Annotated in this window: 13 protein-coding genes; 5 read left to right on the top strand and 8 right to left on the bottom strand. The window is 42.4% G+C overall.

Translation table 11 applies throughout. The features are described 5' to 3' along the window. The first annotated feature begins 43 nt into the window (after positions 1-43). Complete coding sequence (gene pheT / locus QZZ43_RS09350) at positions 44-1,750, top strand: phenylalanine--tRNA ligase subunit beta (RefSeq protein WP_367221430.1); 1,707 nt, start codon at positions 44-46, stop codon at positions 1,748-1,750. Between the two features lie 563 nt (positions 1,751-2,313). On the opposite strand, the gene QZZ43_RS09345 is transcribed toward pheT, so the two are convergent. Beyond that, a complete protein-coding gene (locus QZZ43_RS09345; protein ID WP_291858236.1) occupies positions 2,314-3,522 on the bottom strand; it encodes a C1 family peptidase in 1,209 nt (402 codons plus the stop codon). 493 nt (positions 3,523-4,015) lie between these two features. Here QZZ43_RS09345 and QZZ43_RS09340 point away from each other — a divergent pair, with 493 nt between their 5' ends. Then, positions 4,016-5,419, top strand: coding sequence for a hypothetical protein (locus QZZ43_RS09340; protein WP_291858234.1), 1,404 nt, complete (start codon positions 4,016-4,018; stop codon positions 5,417-5,419). Between the two features lie 66 nt (positions 5,420-5,485). Here QZZ43_RS09340 and QZZ43_RS09335 read toward each other — a convergent pair whose 3' ends face one another. The 3 genes from QZZ43_RS09335 to QZZ43_RS09325 form a co-directional block, all read right to left on the bottom strand. Continuing rightward, the gene (locus QZZ43_RS09335; RefSeq protein WP_291858232.1) at positions 5,486-6,019 is read right to left on the bottom strand and encodes a DapH/DapD/GlmU-related protein; all 534 of its coding nucleotides are present in this window, start codon (positions 6,017-6,019) and stop codon (positions 5,486-5,488) included. Positions 6,020-6,095: 76 nt separating this feature from the next. Continuing rightward, a complete protein-coding gene (locus QZZ43_RS09330) occupies positions 6,096-6,857 on the bottom strand; it encodes a polysaccharide lyase (protein ID WP_291858230.1) in 762 nt (253 codons plus the stop codon). Beyond that, entirely contained in the window at positions 6,854-8,131 is a 1,278-nt protein-coding gene (locus QZZ43_RS09325; RefSeq protein ID WP_291858228.1) for a hypothetical protein, read from the bottom strand. The genes QZZ43_RS09330 and QZZ43_RS09325 overlap by 4 nt, the downstream gene beginning before the upstream one ends. A gap of 115 nt (positions 8,132-8,246) precedes the next feature. On the opposite strand from QZZ43_RS09325, the gene QZZ43_RS09320 reads away from it, so the two are divergent. From QZZ43_RS09320 to QZZ43_RS09310, 3 genes are all read left to right on the top strand, one after another. Next, positions 8,247-9,272: a LacI family DNA-binding transcriptional regulator gene (locus QZZ43_RS09320; RefSeq protein WP_291858227.1), complete on the top strand. Its 1,026-nt coding sequence runs from the start codon at positions 8,247-8,249 to the stop codon at positions 9,270-9,272. Between the two features lie 149 nt (positions 9,273-9,421). After that, the gene (locus QZZ43_RS09315) at positions 9,422-10,894 is read left to right on the top strand and encodes a tagaturonate reductase (RefSeq protein WP_291858225.1); all 1,473 of its coding nucleotides are present in this window, start codon (positions 9,422-9,424) and stop codon (positions 10,892-10,894) included. Between the two features lie 128 nt (positions 10,895-11,022). After that, positions 11,023-12,510 (top strand): UxaA family hydrolase, encoded by a 1,488-nt coding sequence (locus tag QZZ43_RS09310; RefSeq protein WP_291858223.1) that lies wholly within the window; start codon positions 11,023-11,025, stop codon positions 12,508-12,510. A gap of 310 nt (positions 12,511-12,820) precedes the next feature. Here the strand turns inward: QZZ43_RS09310 and QZZ43_RS09305 are convergent, their stop codons facing one another. From QZZ43_RS09305 to QZZ43_RS09290, 4 genes are all read right to left on the bottom strand, one after another. Then, positions 12,821-13,756: a family 43 glycosylhydrolase gene (locus tag QZZ43_RS09305; RefSeq protein ID WP_291858220.1), complete on the bottom strand. Its 936-nt coding sequence runs from the start codon at positions 13,754-13,756 to the stop codon at positions 12,821-12,823. A 13-nt stretch (positions 13,757-13,769) separates the two neighbouring features. Beyond that, positions 13,770-14,981, bottom strand: coding sequence for a glycoside hydrolase family 43 protein (locus QZZ43_RS09300; RefSeq protein WP_291858219.1), 1,212 nt, complete (start codon positions 14,979-14,981; stop codon positions 13,770-13,772). A 47-nt stretch (positions 14,982-15,028) separates the two neighbouring features. Then, positions 15,029-16,168, bottom strand: coding sequence for a glycoside hydrolase family 88 protein (locus tag QZZ43_RS09295; RefSeq protein ID WP_291858217.1), 1,140 nt, complete (start codon positions 16,166-16,168; stop codon positions 15,029-15,031). A 254-nt stretch (positions 16,169-16,422) separates the two neighbouring features. Continuing rightward, complete coding sequence (locus QZZ43_RS09290) at positions 16,423-18,216, bottom strand: glycoside hydrolase family 2 protein (RefSeq protein WP_291858215.1); 1,794 nt, start codon at positions 18,214-18,216, stop codon at positions 16,423-16,425. Positions 18,217-18,396 lie beyond the last annotated feature (180 nt).

The following is an 18,396-nucleotide window of genomic DNA, read 5'->3' as shown; positions in this document are numbered from 1 at the left end:
CGGGCTCACAGTGAAAGAGTCGCCGGACTGGTAGAAAAACAAACTGCTGGCCATCGGCATGACACCCATCAATAATGTGGTGGACATCACCAATTTCATCCTTCACGAAATGGGCCAACCGCTTCATGCTTTCGACGGAGACAAAATAAAAGGAGACAAAATATTGGTTAAAACTCTCCGGAAGGGAACCAAGTTCACAACACTGGATGAGAAGGAACGGGAGCTGGACGACCAGGATCTGATGATTTGCAATGCAGAAGAAGGTATGTGTATTGCCGGTGTATTTGGCGGCATCGACAGTGGAGTAACCGGAAAAACGACCAAAATATTTCTGGAAAGTGCCTGTTTCAATCCTGTTTTTGTCAGGAAAACAGCGCGCCGCCATACTCTGAATACAGATGCTTCTTTCAGATTTGAGAGAGGAACCGACCCCAATATCCCCCTTTATGCACTCAAAAGGGCAGCGCTATTGATTAAAGAGGTAGCCGGTGGAGCCGTCTCTTCCGAGATTGCAGATATCTATCCCGAGCCCGTAAAACACCATGATGTTGAACTTTCACTGGCGCATGTGGATCGCCTTATCGGCAAAAAAATTGAATCCTCTCAAATTCGTAAAATCCTTAAGGCTTTGGACATTGATGTCGTAGCCGAGACTGAGGGATTGTGGCAGGTAGCCGTCCCCCCTTACCGGGTGGATGTACAACGGGAAGCCGATGTAATTGAGGAAATTCTCAGAGTGTACGGATACAACAACGTGGAAGCTCCTCACAAGCTGAACTCCACCATTGTATTTGCTGAAAAACCAAACATTGGTAAACTTCGCAATACCATCGCTTCTCAACTGGTTGGTGCAGGGTTTGCCGAAATCATGAGCAATTCGCTAACCAAGGCTGCTTATTACGAAAAATCGGAAAGTTTCCCCAAAAAACAGGTTGTGAAACTTGCCAATCCTCTGAGCTCCGATCTGAACGGAATGCGCCAGACATTAATTTTCAATGCGTTAGAGGCAGTTCGCCACAATCGTAACCGCCAAAATCCCGACCTTCGGTTGTTCGAATTCGGCAATTGCTACAGCCTCCACCCAGCCAAACCCGCCAGTGAAGTGAAAGGTTACAAAGAAGACGAGAAACTGGCGCTGGTCGTTACAGGCAATATTACTTCAGGAATATGGAACAGCGAAGACCGGAAAGTATCGTTTTTCGACCTGAAAACCTGGAGTTACAATATCCTTGAAAGACTCGGAATAGATACCCAGAATTGTAAAGAGTTGCCCAATGAGAATGACCTCATTTCAGAAGGCCTGAAAATCACTGCTGCCGATGGCAAAGACTTATTCCTGATGGGAATGGTTCATCCAAATCTTTTGAAAAACTTTGATATTGATGAACCGGTTTATTTTACTGAAATGAACTGGCAGACCATTGTCAAAGCTTCCGCGAAAAAAACAGTGATGTTTAAGGAAATATCAAAATTCCCTGAGGTAAACCGGGATTTGGCGCTTCTTCTGAACAAAGACGTAATGTTTAGTCAAATCAAAGAACTGGCACTTAAAACGGAAAAGAAACTACTCAAAAAAGTTTCCCTTTTTGATGTTTATGAAGGAGAAAAACTGGGAGCCGGTAAGAAGTCTTACGCCATCTCCTTTACGCTGCAGGACACCACAAAAACCCTCAAGGACAAACAGATTGATAAGACCATGAGCAATCTTACCAGGGTGTTTGAACAGGAATTGGGCGCTCATCTTAGATAAAGAACTTTAGAGTTGTGAGTTGTGAGTTGTGAAAGCCCCCAATATGCCCCAAGGAGGACTTTTAAAATTTGGGGTTTAGAATGGCTCAATATTTACCGCAGAGTAGTGCCAGAACGGTAGTAAAAAGAAAGAACAAGAGCTGCGGAGTTGTGACAGAGTTTAAAGTTACTTATTCTATAAAGAAAAATAAGAAACCGGTTTTCATCAGGAAGCCGGTTTTTTTTTGTTAAAGCCTCTTCAAACCGTTATAAAACAGAAACGGGTGTTACCTCGTTTGGCAACTCCCGTTTCTAACCTTAACCCTAACCCAAAATTATGAAAATCTATAATCTTAAACAAGTAACTTCTGTGATGGTTTAAAGAAAGAGATAAAAATTTTTTATGTTTTGAAAACTCCCTTAAGAGAAACTTTTATCTCTTTTCTTACAATTTACCTAACCTAAACCCTTACTTATGAAGAAAACTTCACCCTTTATAACGGGCCGTTGGTGTAAAAGTTTCAGTGTTTCGTTAAAAAAGTATCAATTTAACTTTCTTTGGCACGTTTTTAGATTCGTAAATAATCACTCCCAGTCCATCTTGTCACTTAAACCACGAGGAATCACATCCTTATTTACCATAATAGATATGGTTTTCAACTTCACAAAACTTTCGGAAGCGTACAAATATCCGTCGAATTTATTGTCAGTATTCCATGAATTTTTCACTTTGTAGTAAACGGTTCCATTTTGATCTTTCACCATTCCCACAATATGCATTCCATGGTCATCTGTTGTCTCAAAATTATCAAATCCGGCCTGGCGGATTTCCTGGGTAATATTTTTTTCTTTTACGGGTCCGTCGAAGGAGTACAACTGCTTTTGGCGCTCTTCAGGGGTTAACGTCTCCCACCTTGAACGCTCAGTATCATCCAGCTCTTTTACATCTTCTTCGGGCACCACCGCTACACCATTGCGATGCGAAAAACCCTTCTCACTCACATCGGTTGCCCAGCCTACAGTATAACCCTTCTCCAATGAGTTATTAATAACTTCCATCATCTCCTCCATCCGCACATTGTAAACCTGTCCCCAAAGCCAGTTGTCGGGTACTTCAATTATGAATGGCTGATAAAACGGATGGTGCGTAAAAGAAGTAACCTGAATGTAATCATCCGGATCAAGTCCAATTACCTTATCGGCAAATGCCCGTGGCGTATATTCTTCTCCTTTATAATCAAATTTCTGAGGTAACTCTCCAAGATAAGCATCCAGAATTCCATCCAACCCTTCGTCCCAGGCAGTACTGATCCGTTTGTTCTTATTTTCAATAACACCATCCACATAGTTTTTCAGAACCTCGTCCATCTCGCCATGCACATGGTTGTCTTCACCATATTCAAGACCACTATAGGCCTCCTCGGGCAAAGCACCATAATTTTTCAGTACATACAACACGTCATGAAATGCACCACCCGCTCCAAAGTTCAAATTTCCGTGCAGCCTTACATATTTATCCGCTTTATCGGCATAACAATGGCGCACAATGAACATCTCGGAAAAATCGACAGGATCCTTACCCAGCCTTATCATTTCTGACTCCAGAAAGGATACCCCGGAAAAACTCCAACAAGTGCCCGAACGGTTTTGATCTTTTACACTGGTGGTTTCCAGATCAACGATGGTTTCGAATTTATAACCATCCTTTTTTTCTTTTTTGTCATCCTGGGCAGATGCCAGATTTATAATTCCAAAAGAAAAAACGAATAAAAATAAAAGCGCTTTTTTTCTCATAAGATTCAATTTGTGCGTTATTAAATATCCCCGACTCCTGTGAGCCGGACTTTTAAGAATTCATTAAAATTCATTGGCGTCCGGTTAAAGATTTGAGATGGCTTCACTCCCTTCGCAAGCCCGAAAATCAACCCCCTCCAACCTGCTTAAAACCAACAAAAAGGCGTCATTGCGACCGTGAGGAACGAAGCGGGAAGCAATCTCTTTTCAAAAAATTAGGTTCTCCGGACAATAGTGATTTAAATCAGACAACCCCAGAGGTGTGCTACCCTTTTTCTAATCACCAAAATCGTTCCTAAATTTCAAATAAGCACAAAATTCTCCAGCAAAACCATGATTTTTTTCAATAAATAAAAAATAGAGAAGTAAAAACTTATTCCGCCGTTTTGCGTATCACTCAACGAAACCGGGCTGTTTTGTCCGCAAAAGGTTCAAAAACCAGACACCCTGGGCAAAATTTTAAATAAAATCTGAACTGTAAATTTCCAGAACAATGGCAAATAAATTCTCCAAAAAATTTACCATTCTCTTTTCAATCATTACCATCCTGCTAATCTCCGGTTGTGCTTCCAAGCGTTACATGAACAAAGCCCTTGAATTGGAAAATGCAGGCCTTGTTTCAGAAGCGGCCGATTTATACCTGCGATCGCTTCAGGCCAATGATGATAATATTGACTCCAAACTTGGGCTTAAAAGAACCGGGCAGACCGTAATAGACAGAAAAAACAATGAATTTCAGGCCTTTTACAGAAACAAACAGTACAAAGAGGCTGTTTACACTTTCTTAGACATCGATAATTACCGCACTCAGGCAAATCGCTTTGGCATCAACCTGAATGTACCTCCAAACACCCTTGCCTTTTACAACGAAGCAAAAGAGTCCTATCTGAACAAACAATACCATAAGGGAATTGATGCCCTGAACGCAGAAAATTTCAGCAACGCACTTTCGCTTCTGGATGAAGTTCTGAAAATCGACCCTAACTTTCGTGACGCATCCCGCTACTGGGTGACCGCCCGATATGAACCCGTTTACCGGGACGGACTAAGTTTCTTGAAATCTGATAAGAACAGAACCGCCTATTATGCCTTTGATGAGATACTCAAAAAAAACGGCGAATACAAGAATGCATCCCAACTGCGGAGTGAGGCAAGAGAAAAAGCCTTAATGAAAATAGGCATCATTCCATTTAACGGGATAAATTTTTCTCAAAGAGATATAGCTCAGGAACTTCGAACCTACCTGACTTCCAATATCAGCCAACAAAATTCGCCTTTCTACGAAATCATTGAATCTCCTCTTCTCAGTCAGACCGACATTACAGAAACCATCATCCGGGGTGTCTTGTTGAATAAAAATGAAGACTACCTTAAGCTGCCCACCGATATTGATGCCATTCTTTCGGGAAAAATCAATGAATATACCTCCACCACAACCCCTGTCAGGAAAACCCGACGAAAAGCGTGGTTGAAAACAACCAGCACAATAACCAAAGAGGATGGCACCAAAGAAAAAGTTACCGAATATAAAAAAGTTTTCTACTACGAATATTTACGCACCAGCATTTTCAAAATGAGCATCTCCTATTCATTACGAAGCATGGAAAACAATAAGGTAATCCTTTCGGATGTAATCAATAAAAGAATAGAAGACCAGGTGTTGTTTGCCGAATTCGACGGCGATTACAAAAATCTGATTCCCGGAACCTGGGAATCTTCAGTAAGGGATAGTGACCAGGATAAGATCTATGACAACCGGAACTCCATTACAGAACTGCATTCATTTTTTGAAAACCGACGGAGAGTGACCAACTCCCGGGAGTTACAAAAACAAGGACTGGAAGAGATTTCCAGTCAGGTTGCACACCATATCGTCAGTTACAATCCTGAAATTTAAACCTCTAAAAAGCTTTTGCCGAAAGACCTGCAAGATTCCACATCAAAAATACCATCCCCCCCCGGATCAGGTAAGTTTTTCCTGATAAATGTCCCATTCGTAATCCTTTGTTTTAGGGATGATCTTAATGGCATCATCACCTCTTGTAACGGTCGATTTTGAAGGAATCTCGCCTGAAACGACACACCCGGCTCCAATGGTCACTTCATTGCCTATTTTTGCCCCGGGCAGGATGACACAATTAGCGCCAATCCAGACATTGTTGCCAATCTCAACCCCTTTGGTACGAGAAATTTTTCTGTGGTCGTATTTGTTGTGATTGGTCGTTACAATAGTTACATTCGGAGCAACAGCTACATTATTTCCCATCTTTAAACCTCCATAGGCATTTATATAAACACCGGGACTGTCTCCCGGATCGCACATAATTCCCTTTTGAATAAACCTCCATCCTCTCACTTTACTCCTAAAATCCACCGGCCAGGGCACTCCCCTGTTAAAGCCCATGATTTTCTGCATAAAGAAAAACTCCAGGAGCACCCGATAATTCTTCATATATCCATTTCGCGGACGGTGGTATTGTGGAAAAAAAAGCTTCACCAGCCAACGAAAAAGGTTTTGGTCAAACACATCTAAGAACCGGATAAAAAGCCTTTTAAAATACATGTGAATAAAATTAAATATCTTCAACTATAAAATCCTTATAGAGTAAAAAACAATCCTTAGGTGGTGCATAAGAAAAATCAGCCCCTCCAAAAAATGTGGAAAACAAAAGATGGTCAATCTTCAATTTATCAGTGCTGCGAAATTGAAGTCCCCTTCTCTCCAACATCAATTCATCATCAATGAAACAACGTATGAATCCGTTTTCTTTTGCTGTTTCATTCATCTGAACTTCCAATCCGATTTTTAACCATTTTCCTTTTGGCAACAAAAACCTGCTCCCCCCGGATTTCAAGAAAAGTTTTTCACCAAATCCATCCGGCATTGCAGGATAGTAAAGATAAGCACACATCTCACCTTGCTCCTTAAACATAAAACGAACGCTCCAACCGTCACTACCACTGGGAACTTTTCCTCCGGTGTTTCCTGTTCCCCCTCCCAGTCCGGGCAATTTCCCACCTTTCACAAAATCAAAATCAGGAGGAATAAAAAGTTTATATTTCAGGAATACAGTCTCCACCGATTTAAAAACGACTTTCCACTGAGTCCCTGGCAGTGGGCCAAATCGTCCGGCAGGGAAAAAAACCTTTAAAACCGGGGCACGCTCAACTTTCTCAATCGATGTTAAAGTGTTCCTTTTTGATAAGAATAAACGAAGCCTCTCCAACTTTCCGGCAAGAAATTCTATACCTGCATCCGGGAAGATGGTTCGAAGTTGCCTTATCCCTATCGGGCCCTCCTCTACTCCGGCAAAATGACTGCAAAGCAACTTCATCTAATGGCAACTTTAAGATTAGTATCATTTCTTTTTGCCTGTAAAAGCAATTCTCTAATATAAAAAAAGTAATAGACTAAACCTGTAGCTGAATAAATCATTAAACCCTCCTTATAACCAGTCCCAATCATTCCCAGTGGTACTACAAGTCCAAGTACAATACGAACAAAAAAACCACCCAGATAAAACCATATTACTCTCCTTTGATTTTTAAAAACTGTAAACAATGTGGTAAAAGGAATGGAAAGTGTCTGAATCAAAATCAAAGGCAATAAAATTTTGGTGATAATTGCGGCATTCTCCCACCCCGGTTCCATCAACTCATAAAAGACAATTGGCGCAACAAGAACCGAAATAATCCCATACCCCAGATACCATCCGCCCATTTGTTTTAGAGTCCTGACTGCAGTGGTATAGACAGGTTTATTGGTATTATAATAGTGTGAACATTTTCTAAAAAAAACCTGGGAAACACTTTGCCCCAAAGCTCCGGGAATGGCAGAGAAAACTCGTTGCACAATACCGTAAAGCGCCACAACCCTATCTCCAAAATAGAATGACAAAAGCAAGGCCGGAGAATGGTTTATTAACATTAAAATACCGGTTATCAATGTATTGTAGGTTAGAATCTTTCTGTGCCGGAGAACAAACAAACGCACAACCATCTTCGAAACAATTACTTTTGCAAAGGGAAGCTTCAAAACCCATAACACAAATAGTATTCCGGCAACCTGACCAACAAAATGTCCTAAAACCAATACTTCTAACCCCGCGAAAATAAAACCGCCTAAAACAATAGGCACCATCACAAATGCCGCTTTAAGCAGACGCAAATTTCCCAACAGCCGATAATCTCCCAAATAAGTCAAATACTGCTCAAACGACAAAAGAACACTCCCGGAGAAAACATAAACAGGCAGAAACAAAATCCATGTCGTGCTCTCATCTGACCAACAACAAGAAAAAAGATTCAACAGATAAGTCAACAGGAAAAAAAGAAAAGAAAACAAAGCTCCAATCCCCATAGAAATCACCAAATTGGAAACAGCCACAACATCGCTCCTACTTAAAACAATAGCGTTATGGCTTTGAAGTGAAACCAGGGGGATCAAAATTTGTGCAACTGCCAGAAAGACAAAGAAACCGCCAATATCTTCAGCATTAAAAAGAAAGGGCAAAAAGAAAAACAACAGAAAATTGATGCCTTGCCCCAAAACAGAGGCAGAAAACAACGGCAAAGAGGTTCTGAGGATATTTTCTTTTTTTCTTTTCACAATCTACTTTATCGCAAAAATACAAATATTTCGCAAATTTTAACGCAAATTATTATTTGAACTTCATTTTTTGCGATAAATTTGCACCATATCAATTGTCACTACACCTGCTGCCATGACTAAAAAACGAACATCTCTTAAAGATATTGCAGAAGTGCTCAATACTTCTGTATCAACGGTATCCAGGGCACTTAAAGACCATCCGGATATTAGCCCTGCACTTAAAAAGCAGATACAGAATATGGCATTTGAGCGCAATTATAAACAGAAACAACCTTCCGCAAAAAGAGAAAAAAGTTCCGCAAAAACTATCGGAATCATCGTTCCCGACATGGTTACTTATTTCTTTTCGGCAGTTATCAGTGGAATTGAAAACTACGCCAAAGAGAAAGGATACTTTGTGGTAATCACCAACTCGCACGATGGGGCCGATCAGGAAGAAAAGTGTGTCAACCACCTGCTGGAGATTGGCGCTTGCGGAGTTATCTCTTCCATAGCACAAGAAACAAAAAATTTCAGTCATTTCAGTCGGTTGACCACCCAAAACATCCCATTGGTATTTTTCGATCGTATAGCGGAGACTGACCAAATATCTTCTGTGGGCATCGACAACACAAACATCGCGCAGGAACTCACCTGCCATTTTCATGAAAACGGCGCAAAACGCATTGCTTGTCTGGCAGGGCCTAAAAATCTGAGTATCTCGCGCGAAAGAACCGCTGGTTATCTCTCTGCCCTTATTGATTGCAACCAGCCCGTTAATTATGCCTACATGGCCAATACCATGCTGGATGCCGATTCGGCAGAAAAAGCCACCAACAAATTGCTTCAACTCCCCGAACCACCGGATGCTTTACTCTGCATTAATGATACCGTGGCTTTTGGAGCCATGCGAGCCATTCGCAATGCGGGGCTCTCCATTCCTCACGACATCGCACTCTCCGGCTTTACCAATGAAATGCATGCCACCGTAGTGGAACCACCCCTGACTTCGGTCGCTCAACCCACAGAAGAGATGGGACAGGAAGCAGCAAAAATGCTCATTGAGCAAATTGAAAACGGAATTTACAAGGTTCCCAGGCAGATAGTCATGAAATCAAAAATTGTGGTGCGCAAATCATCTGTAAAAACACAGCTGTAGGTTGAGAGTGAGAGTGAGAGTGAGGCTGAGGTTGAGAGTGAGGCTGAGGCTGAGAATGAGATTGGAGAATTTGATAATCCCTGGCCTATCAATAAAGAAACAAGCGAGAATTTAACGAATTAAATAAAAATACATCAAATCAGAAAGAAATGAAATTAAACAGAAGCAACATGAACAAGCCGGCAGAAAGACCGGTGAAAATCATTCAGTTTGGAGAAGGAAACTTTTTACGTGCATTTGTGGACTGGATGGTGCAGGAGATGAACGACAAAGCAGGGTTTAACGGGAATGTTGCAGTGGTACAGCCCATCGAATTTGGGATGGTGGACAAACTGAACCAACAAGGCGGACTCTACACCGTAGTCCTTAAAGGCATCAAAGACAAAAAAGGGGTGAAAGATGTTAACCTTATCGACAGCATATCAAAAGGCATCAATCCTTATACTGATTTTGCTGATTACCTGAAACTGGCCGAAAACGAAGATACCCGGTTTGTAGTTTCTAACACCACTGAGGCTGGTATCACCTTTAGCGATGATGACACCCCTGATATGCAACCTCCGGTTTCTTTTCCCGCAAAAGTCACATTGCTGCTCAATCACCGCTTTAAAACTTTCAATGGGGCTACAGACAAAGGATTTGTGTTTCTCCCCTGCGAATTGATTGAACTGAACGGAGACAAGCTGAAGAAATATGTGTTGAAATATGCCGAAGAATGGCAGATGGGAACCGAGTTCATCAATTGGGTCAACGAAGCCAACCTCTTCTGTAATACACTGGTTGACCGCATCGTTCCCGGTTTCAACCCTGATAATATAGCGGAACTAAAAGAAACCAAAGGCTATGAGGACAACCTGGTGGTGGAAGGCGAACAATATCACCTGTGGGTTATCAAAGCGCCCAAAGAACTGGAAGAGAAACTCCCCTTCTCCAAAGCCGGGCTGAATGTGCGAATTGTGGATGATGTACAACCCTACCGAACACGTAAAGTACGGCTGCTCAACGGGCCACATACAGTTATGACCCCCATTGCTATTCTTTGTGGTGAAGAGTATGTGCGCGAAACACTGGAGCACCCGGTATTGGGGCAATTTGTACGCAGGGTAATGAAAAACGAGATCCTCCCAACCATTGACCTGCCCCGCGATGAAATGGAGCGATACATGGACAGGATCCTGGACCGGTTCCTGAACCCGTATGTACAACACGCCCTGATGAGCATCAGCCTCAACAGCATCTCCAAATTCAGAGCTCGTGTGCTGCCAACCATCTTCGATTACCAGCGAAAAAACGGTGAATTACCAAACGGATTGGTATTGGCTTTGGCTTCTTTAATTGCCTTTTACCGAGGAAAATATGAGGAAAAAACCATTCCACTGAACGACGATGAAGCAAACATCAACTTTTTCAGGAACCTTTGGAGAAAATATGAATCTGAAGAATACACCGCGTTAGACCTGGTTGGAGATGCACTGGCCAATAGCGAACTCTGGGGACAAAACCTCAATAAGGTGAAGGGTTTAACAGAAAAAACCGCTGAGCTGTTACAGGGAATCCTGAAGGACGGAATGCTCAATGTGGTATCTGGAATTGTAAAACCCCAGGAAAGCAATTTCGCTTAACGATAAAGAAAATGTAAAGTTTTCAAAAAGAAGGATGAAAACCAACATTTTCTAAATCGGGGTTAACTTAAAGAAAAACAATACTTCGCAAGAGTAGTATCGTTCAAATCAAGTAGAAGAAGAGATTCATGCAAAAACTGCTTAAAATAGATGCCCGCGACAATGTTGCCGTTGCGCTCAGCAACTTACCGGCTGGCACAAATATTATCCAGGAAGATTTATCGGTTACCCTTGGTTCGGATATCACACAAGCTCACAAAGTGGCTCTGACCGACATTGCAGAAGGGGAAAACATCATCAAATACGGACAACCCATTGGTCACGCCACCTCCCCCATTGCAAAAGGAAAAAAAGTGGACGAAAGCAATATCAAAACCAACCTGGAAGGCGTTTTGGAATACAACTATTCGCCAAAATTAACACCCAACCGGTTCAAAAACCGCAATCTTTCTTTTAAAGGATTCAGGCGCAAAAACGGAGAAGTGGGCATCCGCAATGAACTGTGGATAGTGCCCACGGTGGGATGTGTCAACGGCATCGGAGAACAAATGCTCAACGCTCTGAAAAGCCAATTGAATGTATCGCACATCGACAGTCTGGAAATATTCAAACACAACTATGGATGTTCACAGTTGGGCGATGACCATGAAAACACCAAAAAAATTCTGCGCGATATTGTTCTGCATCCCAATGCCGGTGGAGTATTGGTTCTGGGACTTGGATGTGAAAACAACCAACCGGATGTGTTCAGGGAATTTCTGGGCGATTTTGATGATCAACGCATCAAATTTCTGGTCACTCAGGATGTGGAAAACGAACATGAGGAAGGACTTAGAATCCTGACAGATCTTGTTGAGCAAATGACTCAGGACCAACGGGAGGATGTTCCTTTATCCGAGCTCAGAATAGGTTTAAAATGCGGAGGGTCAGATGGTTTCTCAGGTATCAGTGCCAATCCTTTGCTGGGAGTTTTTTCCGATTTTCTGGTGGCACAGGGCGGAACAACAGTTCTCACCGAGGTTCCCGAGATGTTTGGTGCAGAAACCCAGCTGATGAACCGCGCTGAAAACCGGGAAGTTTTTGAAAAAACGGTGCACCTCATCAATGATTTCAAAAACTATTTCATTGAAAACAAGCAGCCCATTTACGAAAACCCATCCCCCGGCAACAAGGCCGGCGGTATCTCCACCCTCGAAGAGAAATCTCTGGGTTGTACTCAGAAGTGCGGAACCGATAAAGTCAGTGATGTCCTGAAATATGGTGAACGCCTCACCACCAAAGGACTTAATCTGCTGAGTTCTCCGGGAAATGACCTGGTAGCAGCCACCGCGCTGGGTGCATCCGGATGTCATCTGGTTCTTTTCACAACAGGTCGGGGAACCCCTTTTGGAAGTTTTGTACCTACCATGAAAATTTCCACCAACACTCCGTTGTATGAGAAAAAACCTCACTGGATCGATTTCAATGCGGGCCCTATTGCCGACGGCAAGCAAATTGAGGATGTGCTGGAAGATTTCATTCCCTATCTGATAGAAGTGGCAAGCGGCAAGCAAGTCAATAATGAGAAATACGGCTTTCGTGAAATCGCGATCTTTAAGACCGGAGTGACGCTGTAGGATGGCAGAGGGCTTGGAGCATGGAGCTCTTAGTTCTTAGCTGGTGGCTCTTATAGGAAAATAGCTTAGAGGGCCCCCTAAATCCCTCCAACTGCGACTTTGAGCAATGTTTATTGGGCAATGATCGTGGAGTAAGTATAGTACACCTCTGTCATTCTGTCAAAAAAATGCAAGAATGCAAGGTGAAAAGCTAATATTAGGATTTACACATCTCACCCACCAAACAAAGAAAGTGTCCCGGAAAATTTTTTCCGGGACACTTTCTTTATCGTCATCAGATAATCATGAATTAAATCTCAGAAGGTTTTTCTTACAAAGGGTTAATCCCATTAAGTGTCGGCACTACGGGAATAATTGCACCATTCTCATCAAACTCCAATTTATCGATGCATACTTCCCTGTGAAAACCGGCATTTTGGCCCATCTCTATTCCATTAGGACGATTGAAACGGTGATAAACAATGTACCACTGGTCTTTTCCGTGAACCTGAATAACTGAATTATGACCAGTTCCATATATTCCCCTGGAGGGAGCTTTTTCCAGAATCAAATTGTTATCAGGAATACTCAACGGACCAACAGGGCTATCGGCAGTGGCATAACGAACCCGGTAATCAGGACTGCGAGTATCGTTCTCCGACCACAGAAAATAATATTTCCCATTGCGGTAGAAAACCTCTGCTCCTTCGCGGAAAGTCCCATCTTCGGGGGTCATTACTTTCAATGTGGAACGATCCACCGAAATCATATCATCATTCAGTCTGACAACAGCCAAATAGCCATTTCCCCAATAAAGATAGTCATCCCCTGATACAGGGTCATGAAATACATCCGGATCAATTTCCTGACCACCGGAAACACCTTCTGGTCTCCAGTTAACCAATGGCTGACCAACATCCTCAAACGGGCCGGACGGATGGTCACTTACTGCCACACCCACTTTCTGAGCGGCAGTAAAATAGTAAAAGTATTTGTACCTGTTTCCAATTTTCTTCTCGATACATGTGGGAGCCCACGCATTACGAGGCCCCCAGGGCACGTCTTTAGGCAAGTCAAGAATCACACCTTCATTCTTCCAGTTCACCAAATCAGGAGACGAAAACGTTTCGAAATAGGTGCCAGACCAATTGTGATGCCCGTCACTTGTAGGATACAGAAAATATTTATCTTCTTTTTGGGAGTAAATAATTTCCGGATCAGCATAATAACCCTCCAGCACGGGGTTGTTATCGATGCTTGCTGTCACCTGGTATTGCTTTTCACCTAAACCATCCACTTTTACCTGATATGATACTGCACCCCCCTGAAAAATCCTGAGATCCTGATGGCTTAATATCTGAAGCAAAATGAGAATTAAACTCCGGATCTAATTGAGACAAATCGGTTCCTTGGTTTACAGGTAAATATATTTCTCCTGCTTCATGATCAAAGACCACATTCAAACTCTTTACATTTTCCGACACTGCTTCTTCAATACCAAGAGCTTTGAAAGAACCCCATTTGGCAATCAACCTATCGTATTCTCTTCCGGTAATAGGAATAACACTTCCATGCCGGGGATGAAAATCCATTGATATTTGTTCATCCACCACTGTGAAAGAATCCAGATCTGTTGATTCGGTAAACTGATAGCTACCTTTCATATAGACATCATACATCAAAATATATTTGTCCTGATCAATCAATTTAAAAATTCCTGAACCCTCAACCGCTTCTTTGGTTTGCTGCAAATATTTATCCTGCATCTGGTAACCCTCTGTAAGTTTATCAGAAACCGCTTTTTTTATCCCATTTCCATGACCTTCAGTCTTAAAAAACAGATGATACTGACCATCTTTCTTCACAATATCTCCATCGATGCAGGATTTTCCTTCCGGATGAAAAAACAATTGCTCAGGCTCAGTAGCCAGTCCGGTAAAATCATCATTGGCGTAGGCATAATAAATTATGTCTGCCCCACCCGGCTGAAGCATAGAAAAATAAACCATGTATTTTCCCTCCTGCTCATCATAAATGGTCTGAGGAGCCCATACCCGCTTCACATCGCTAAATGTATCAGCAAAAGCTTCCGGTATGTTCACCACTGAATGTGACCAGTGAACTAAATCATCTGATTTAAGCATCACCATAGCCACATTTGTCCAGCCGTCTTTGGGCACATACAAATCGGTAAGTACCATGTAAAATGTGCCGTCTTTTCCCCTGAGAATGTGTGGGTCACGCACTCCGCCACGTGAGCTGATGGTATCGGCAGCAATAACAGGTTTATTGCCATTCAAGGCCCGATAATGGAATCCATCTCTGCTTACAGCATAGTGGACAGACTCTTCACCCGGACCGTTTCCAACAAAATAAGAAAACAAATAAGCCTCATTATCAGGCTGATTATTGCATGCCGAAAGCGACAACAAAAGGGTCATTGCAAAAAGAGAAATCCCTTTTGCAATATTGAATTTAGTATTCGATCTCATAGTCTTTAATTGAAATTATTTTATTTTTCTGCACTGTCCAACCTGACTTATTCACTAACCAGCCGGTACATTTCGGCAGCAGCCAGCAAAAAGGCCCCTGTTCCAAAATTGGAGGTCGAATTCTGATCAACCACCTGCCCGGGAATGGCCCTTTCACCAATAGGCTGAACGTAGCCCACAGAACCATCCTCCTGGAGAGCCGTTTGAGTAAGATACTTCCAGGATTTCTTCACAGTGGGTAAATATTCCTTTCGGTTCAGGATATTATTGTTTATCCCCCACAGAAAACCATAAGTAAAAAATGCCGTTCCACTGGTCTCGGGGCCTGGAGCAAACTCCGGATCCAACATACTGCGGGTCCAGTAACCTTCGGGTTGTTGAATCTCTTTAAGCGTGCGTGCCATACTGATATAATCACCCAAAAAGTAATCGTAGTATTGATAATCTTCGGGCATATCCTGAAGTACTTTTGATAGTCCGGCAAACACCCATCCATCGCCACGGGCCCAGAAATCTTTCTTCCCGTTCAGTGATTTATGGGCAGGATAAATATATTTGGCATCTCTGAAAAACAGCCCGGTCTCTTCATCGTACATAATACTTTTTGCATAACTGTAATATTCATACAACTTATTGAGATACAGCTCATCGCCTGTCAATTTGTAAAGTTTAGTCATAACCGGCATCACCATATACAGTCCGTCGGCCCACCACCAGTAATCCACCGAATCAGTCTTTGTCTGATATTCCATCACCTCCTTGGCACGGGCAACCATTTCATCATCAGGATTTTCGACCAAATTGTACAAATCTATATAAGTCTGAAAACAAATTTGCCAGTCTCCAAACAATACGTACTCGTCGGTCTCCCCGTAGCTGTATTCCCACTCCTCAGGGTTGGGAGATTTCGCTCCCATCCACTCGTTATGTTCGGCCCAGGAAATGGAGAAATCCAGAAACCGATCAAGACCGGTTACTCTGTAGGCTTCAATATTACCGGTATGATAAGCTGCATTGTCCCAGAAAGCCCTCACTTGTGCAGGATTTGAGTTCTGCCAGTGGTCATTCACTTTCACAATCAATGACTTTACTTCTTGTGGCCCGGGGAGTGAATCTTCTTTATTCCCGGAGCATGAAGTCATTCCCAAAGAAAGAATTGCAATCAAAATTATTTTAAATATTCTCATGTTTTTATTTTTAAGTTATTAAGCTTTTGAACAACTCGAAATATAACCATATATGGAAAAAGGATGAAGATGAGGTTGAGGCTACCCCGGAAACTATCAGTATAACTGTGTGATATAAACGTACAGCTATGGTCGTTGGGCAATTTCGTTATAGAAATAAATCCACACAGGTTACTAACTAAAAACAAAATTGCCAACAACTACCAGCCAAGAGCTAACAGCTAACAACTCCATGCCCCATGCCCAGTGCCCTCCTAGTTCTTCAGTTCATACCAATCCTTCATAATAAAAAAAGCCTTTTTCTTAATGCCATCATTGGAAATCAACCCTTTACGATTCCAGCCATCCTGAATTCCGGGCAACAACCTGCGGGGAGATCTAAAGTCCATCAAAATCCAGGGACAAGTGCCGGCAAGATTCATCTTCTCAAACATTGCCACACTCTGAATGTAAAGCTCTTCCTGGAACTCCTCCGTCCAGATTTGGTTTTTTGTGCCATGATGGCCCTGCTTGGCACCGCCACCAAACTCACTGATGATTACAGGCTTATTGACAGGCAGTTCCCAGTTCATTTTAGAACATTTCTCAGGTAATCCGTCGTACCAACCAATGTAGGAATTAAAGCTTACCACATCCACCAGTCCCATCAACGGATCGTTAATAGCAGGAGTATAGGCATCATGATACTCTTTTTCCATGGCCATACTTATCAGGCGGGAATCATCGATGCTCCGGGCATGCTCCACCAACTGTGTAAGAAAATGATTACGAACATCGCTTACCGGTGTTTCGTTGGCCAAGGACCATATAATAACGGCTCCACGGTTTTTATCACGGGTAATCATCTCTTCCAATTGGTTTTTGGCATTCTGCAGCGTTTCTTCATTCGTAAAGCTGATGGTCCAGTAAACCGGAATCTCGCTCCACAAAAGGATGCCCATTTTTTCGGCTTCGCGAACCATGTATTCATTGTGCGGATAGTGAGCCAGTCGCACAAAATTGGCATTCATCTCTTTGGCCCATGAAAGTAAAGTGTGTGCCTCAGCGGCGCTGTTAAAACGGCCACCCCTGAAAGGAGCCTCTTCATGGATACAGATTCCGCTTAAATAAACAGGCTTGTCATTTACCAAAATCTCATTTCCCCTGGTATCCACATGACGAAAAGCAATTTGCTCATTCATCGTTTTTCCTGCTACCGAAAGGGAAATTTCATATAATTTCGGGTTTTCGGGCGACCACAATTCAGGTTTAGCCGAAATGGAGAACGCTCCTCTTCCGTTTTCATCAGGAGTGACAGAAACTTCCTTTTTTAATTCAGGAATAGATACTTTAACCGAGGTTTGAGGATTTTCGCCATCCAGCTGCACCCACCCCGATATCTCGGTGTAAGTATCTTCAGAAAGGGAAATAGAGAAATCACGCACAAACGTTTCGGCCTCTTCAATAATCAAAACATCGCGGGTAATACCACCATAGTTCCACCAATCGGTATTAACGGTGGGCACCTCATCTTTATGACGGGTATTGTCCACCTTTACAACTACAAAATTCTCACCTTCTTTGAGCTTATCTGTTACGTCAAAATTAAAAGGTGTAAACCCGCCTTTGTGCGAACCGATATACTCGCCGTTGAGATACACCAACGCTTCGTAATTAACCGCACCGAAGTAGAGAAAATATCGCTCATCCTGTTTGGGAGAAAATTCAAAAGCCCGCCGAAACCAAACCGTACCTTCGTAGAAATAGAGTTTCTCATCGCTGGAGTTCCAGTCACGCGGGATAAACATCTTATCAGAAGCCTCAAAGCTGTACTCCACCAAATCGGTCTCCGATTTTGGTTTTTGATCTTTGAAAAATCCCCATTGGCTGGGTTTCAGACGATAGTCGTAATAACCAACCTCATAACGATCCACAATATAGTCCCAGTCCCCGTTCAATGAGGTAACATCCCGGTTGGGAACATTGGTAATTAATGGATACAGGTTTTCATTCGCCATGGTCGTGAATGATAAAAACCCTGCAAAAAAGATGGTTAATAGCTTTTTCATTAGTATAATTTTAGTTGTGTGGTTCAATCAATAGTCCGTTAAAAAAACATAAACGCAAAGACGCAAAGTTTTTATTATGAGAGAGATATACACTTTGCAGCGAATCGTTTAAACCATTAATTATCAAAGGGGCTGTCCAAAAAGTCCAACTTTGATGTCATTCTGAGCTTGTCGAAGAAT

This window comes from Marinilabilia sp., from assembly GCF_016278715.1.
Lineage (GTDB): Bacteria > Bacteroidota > Bacteroidia > Bacteroidales > Marinilabiliaceae > Marinilabilia.
This window is presented reverse-complemented; position numbering and strand designations above follow the sequence as displayed.

Coding starts and splice junctions, on each gene's coding strand:
- QZZ43_RS09345 (WP_291858236.1), bottom strand. CDS start 3,522: ATGAGAAAAAAAGCGCTTTTATTTTTATTCGTTTTTTCTTTTGGAATT.
- QZZ43_RS09340 (WP_291858234.1), top strand. CDS start 4,016: ATGGCAAATAAATTCTCCAAAAAATTTACCATTCTCTTTTCAATCATT.
- QZZ43_RS09330 (WP_291858230.1), bottom strand. CDS start 6,857: ATGAAGTTGCTTTGCAGTCATTTTGCCGGAGTAGAGGAGGGCCCGATA.
- QZZ43_RS09320 (WP_291858227.1), top strand. CDS start 8,247: ATGACTAAAAAACGAACATCTCTTAAAGATATTGCAGAAGTGCTCAAT.
- QZZ43_RS09315 (WP_291858225.1), top strand. CDS start 9,422: ATGAAATTAAACAGAAGCAACATGAACAAGCCGGCAGAAAGACCGGTG.
- QZZ43_RS09310 (WP_291858223.1), top strand. CDS start 11,023: ATGCAAAAACTGCTTAAAATAGATGCCCGCGACAATGTTGCCGTTGCG.
- QZZ43_RS09300 (WP_291858219.1), bottom strand. CDS start 14,981: ATGAGATCGAATACTAAATTCAATATTGCAAAAGGGATTTCTCTTTTT.
- QZZ43_RS09295 (WP_291858217.1), bottom strand. CDS start 16,168: ATGAGAATATTTAAAATAATTTTGATTGCAATTCTTTCTTTGGGAATG.
- QZZ43_RS09290 (WP_291858215.1), bottom strand. CDS start 18,216: ATGAAAAAGCTATTAACCATCTTTTTTGCAGGGTTTTTATCATTCACG.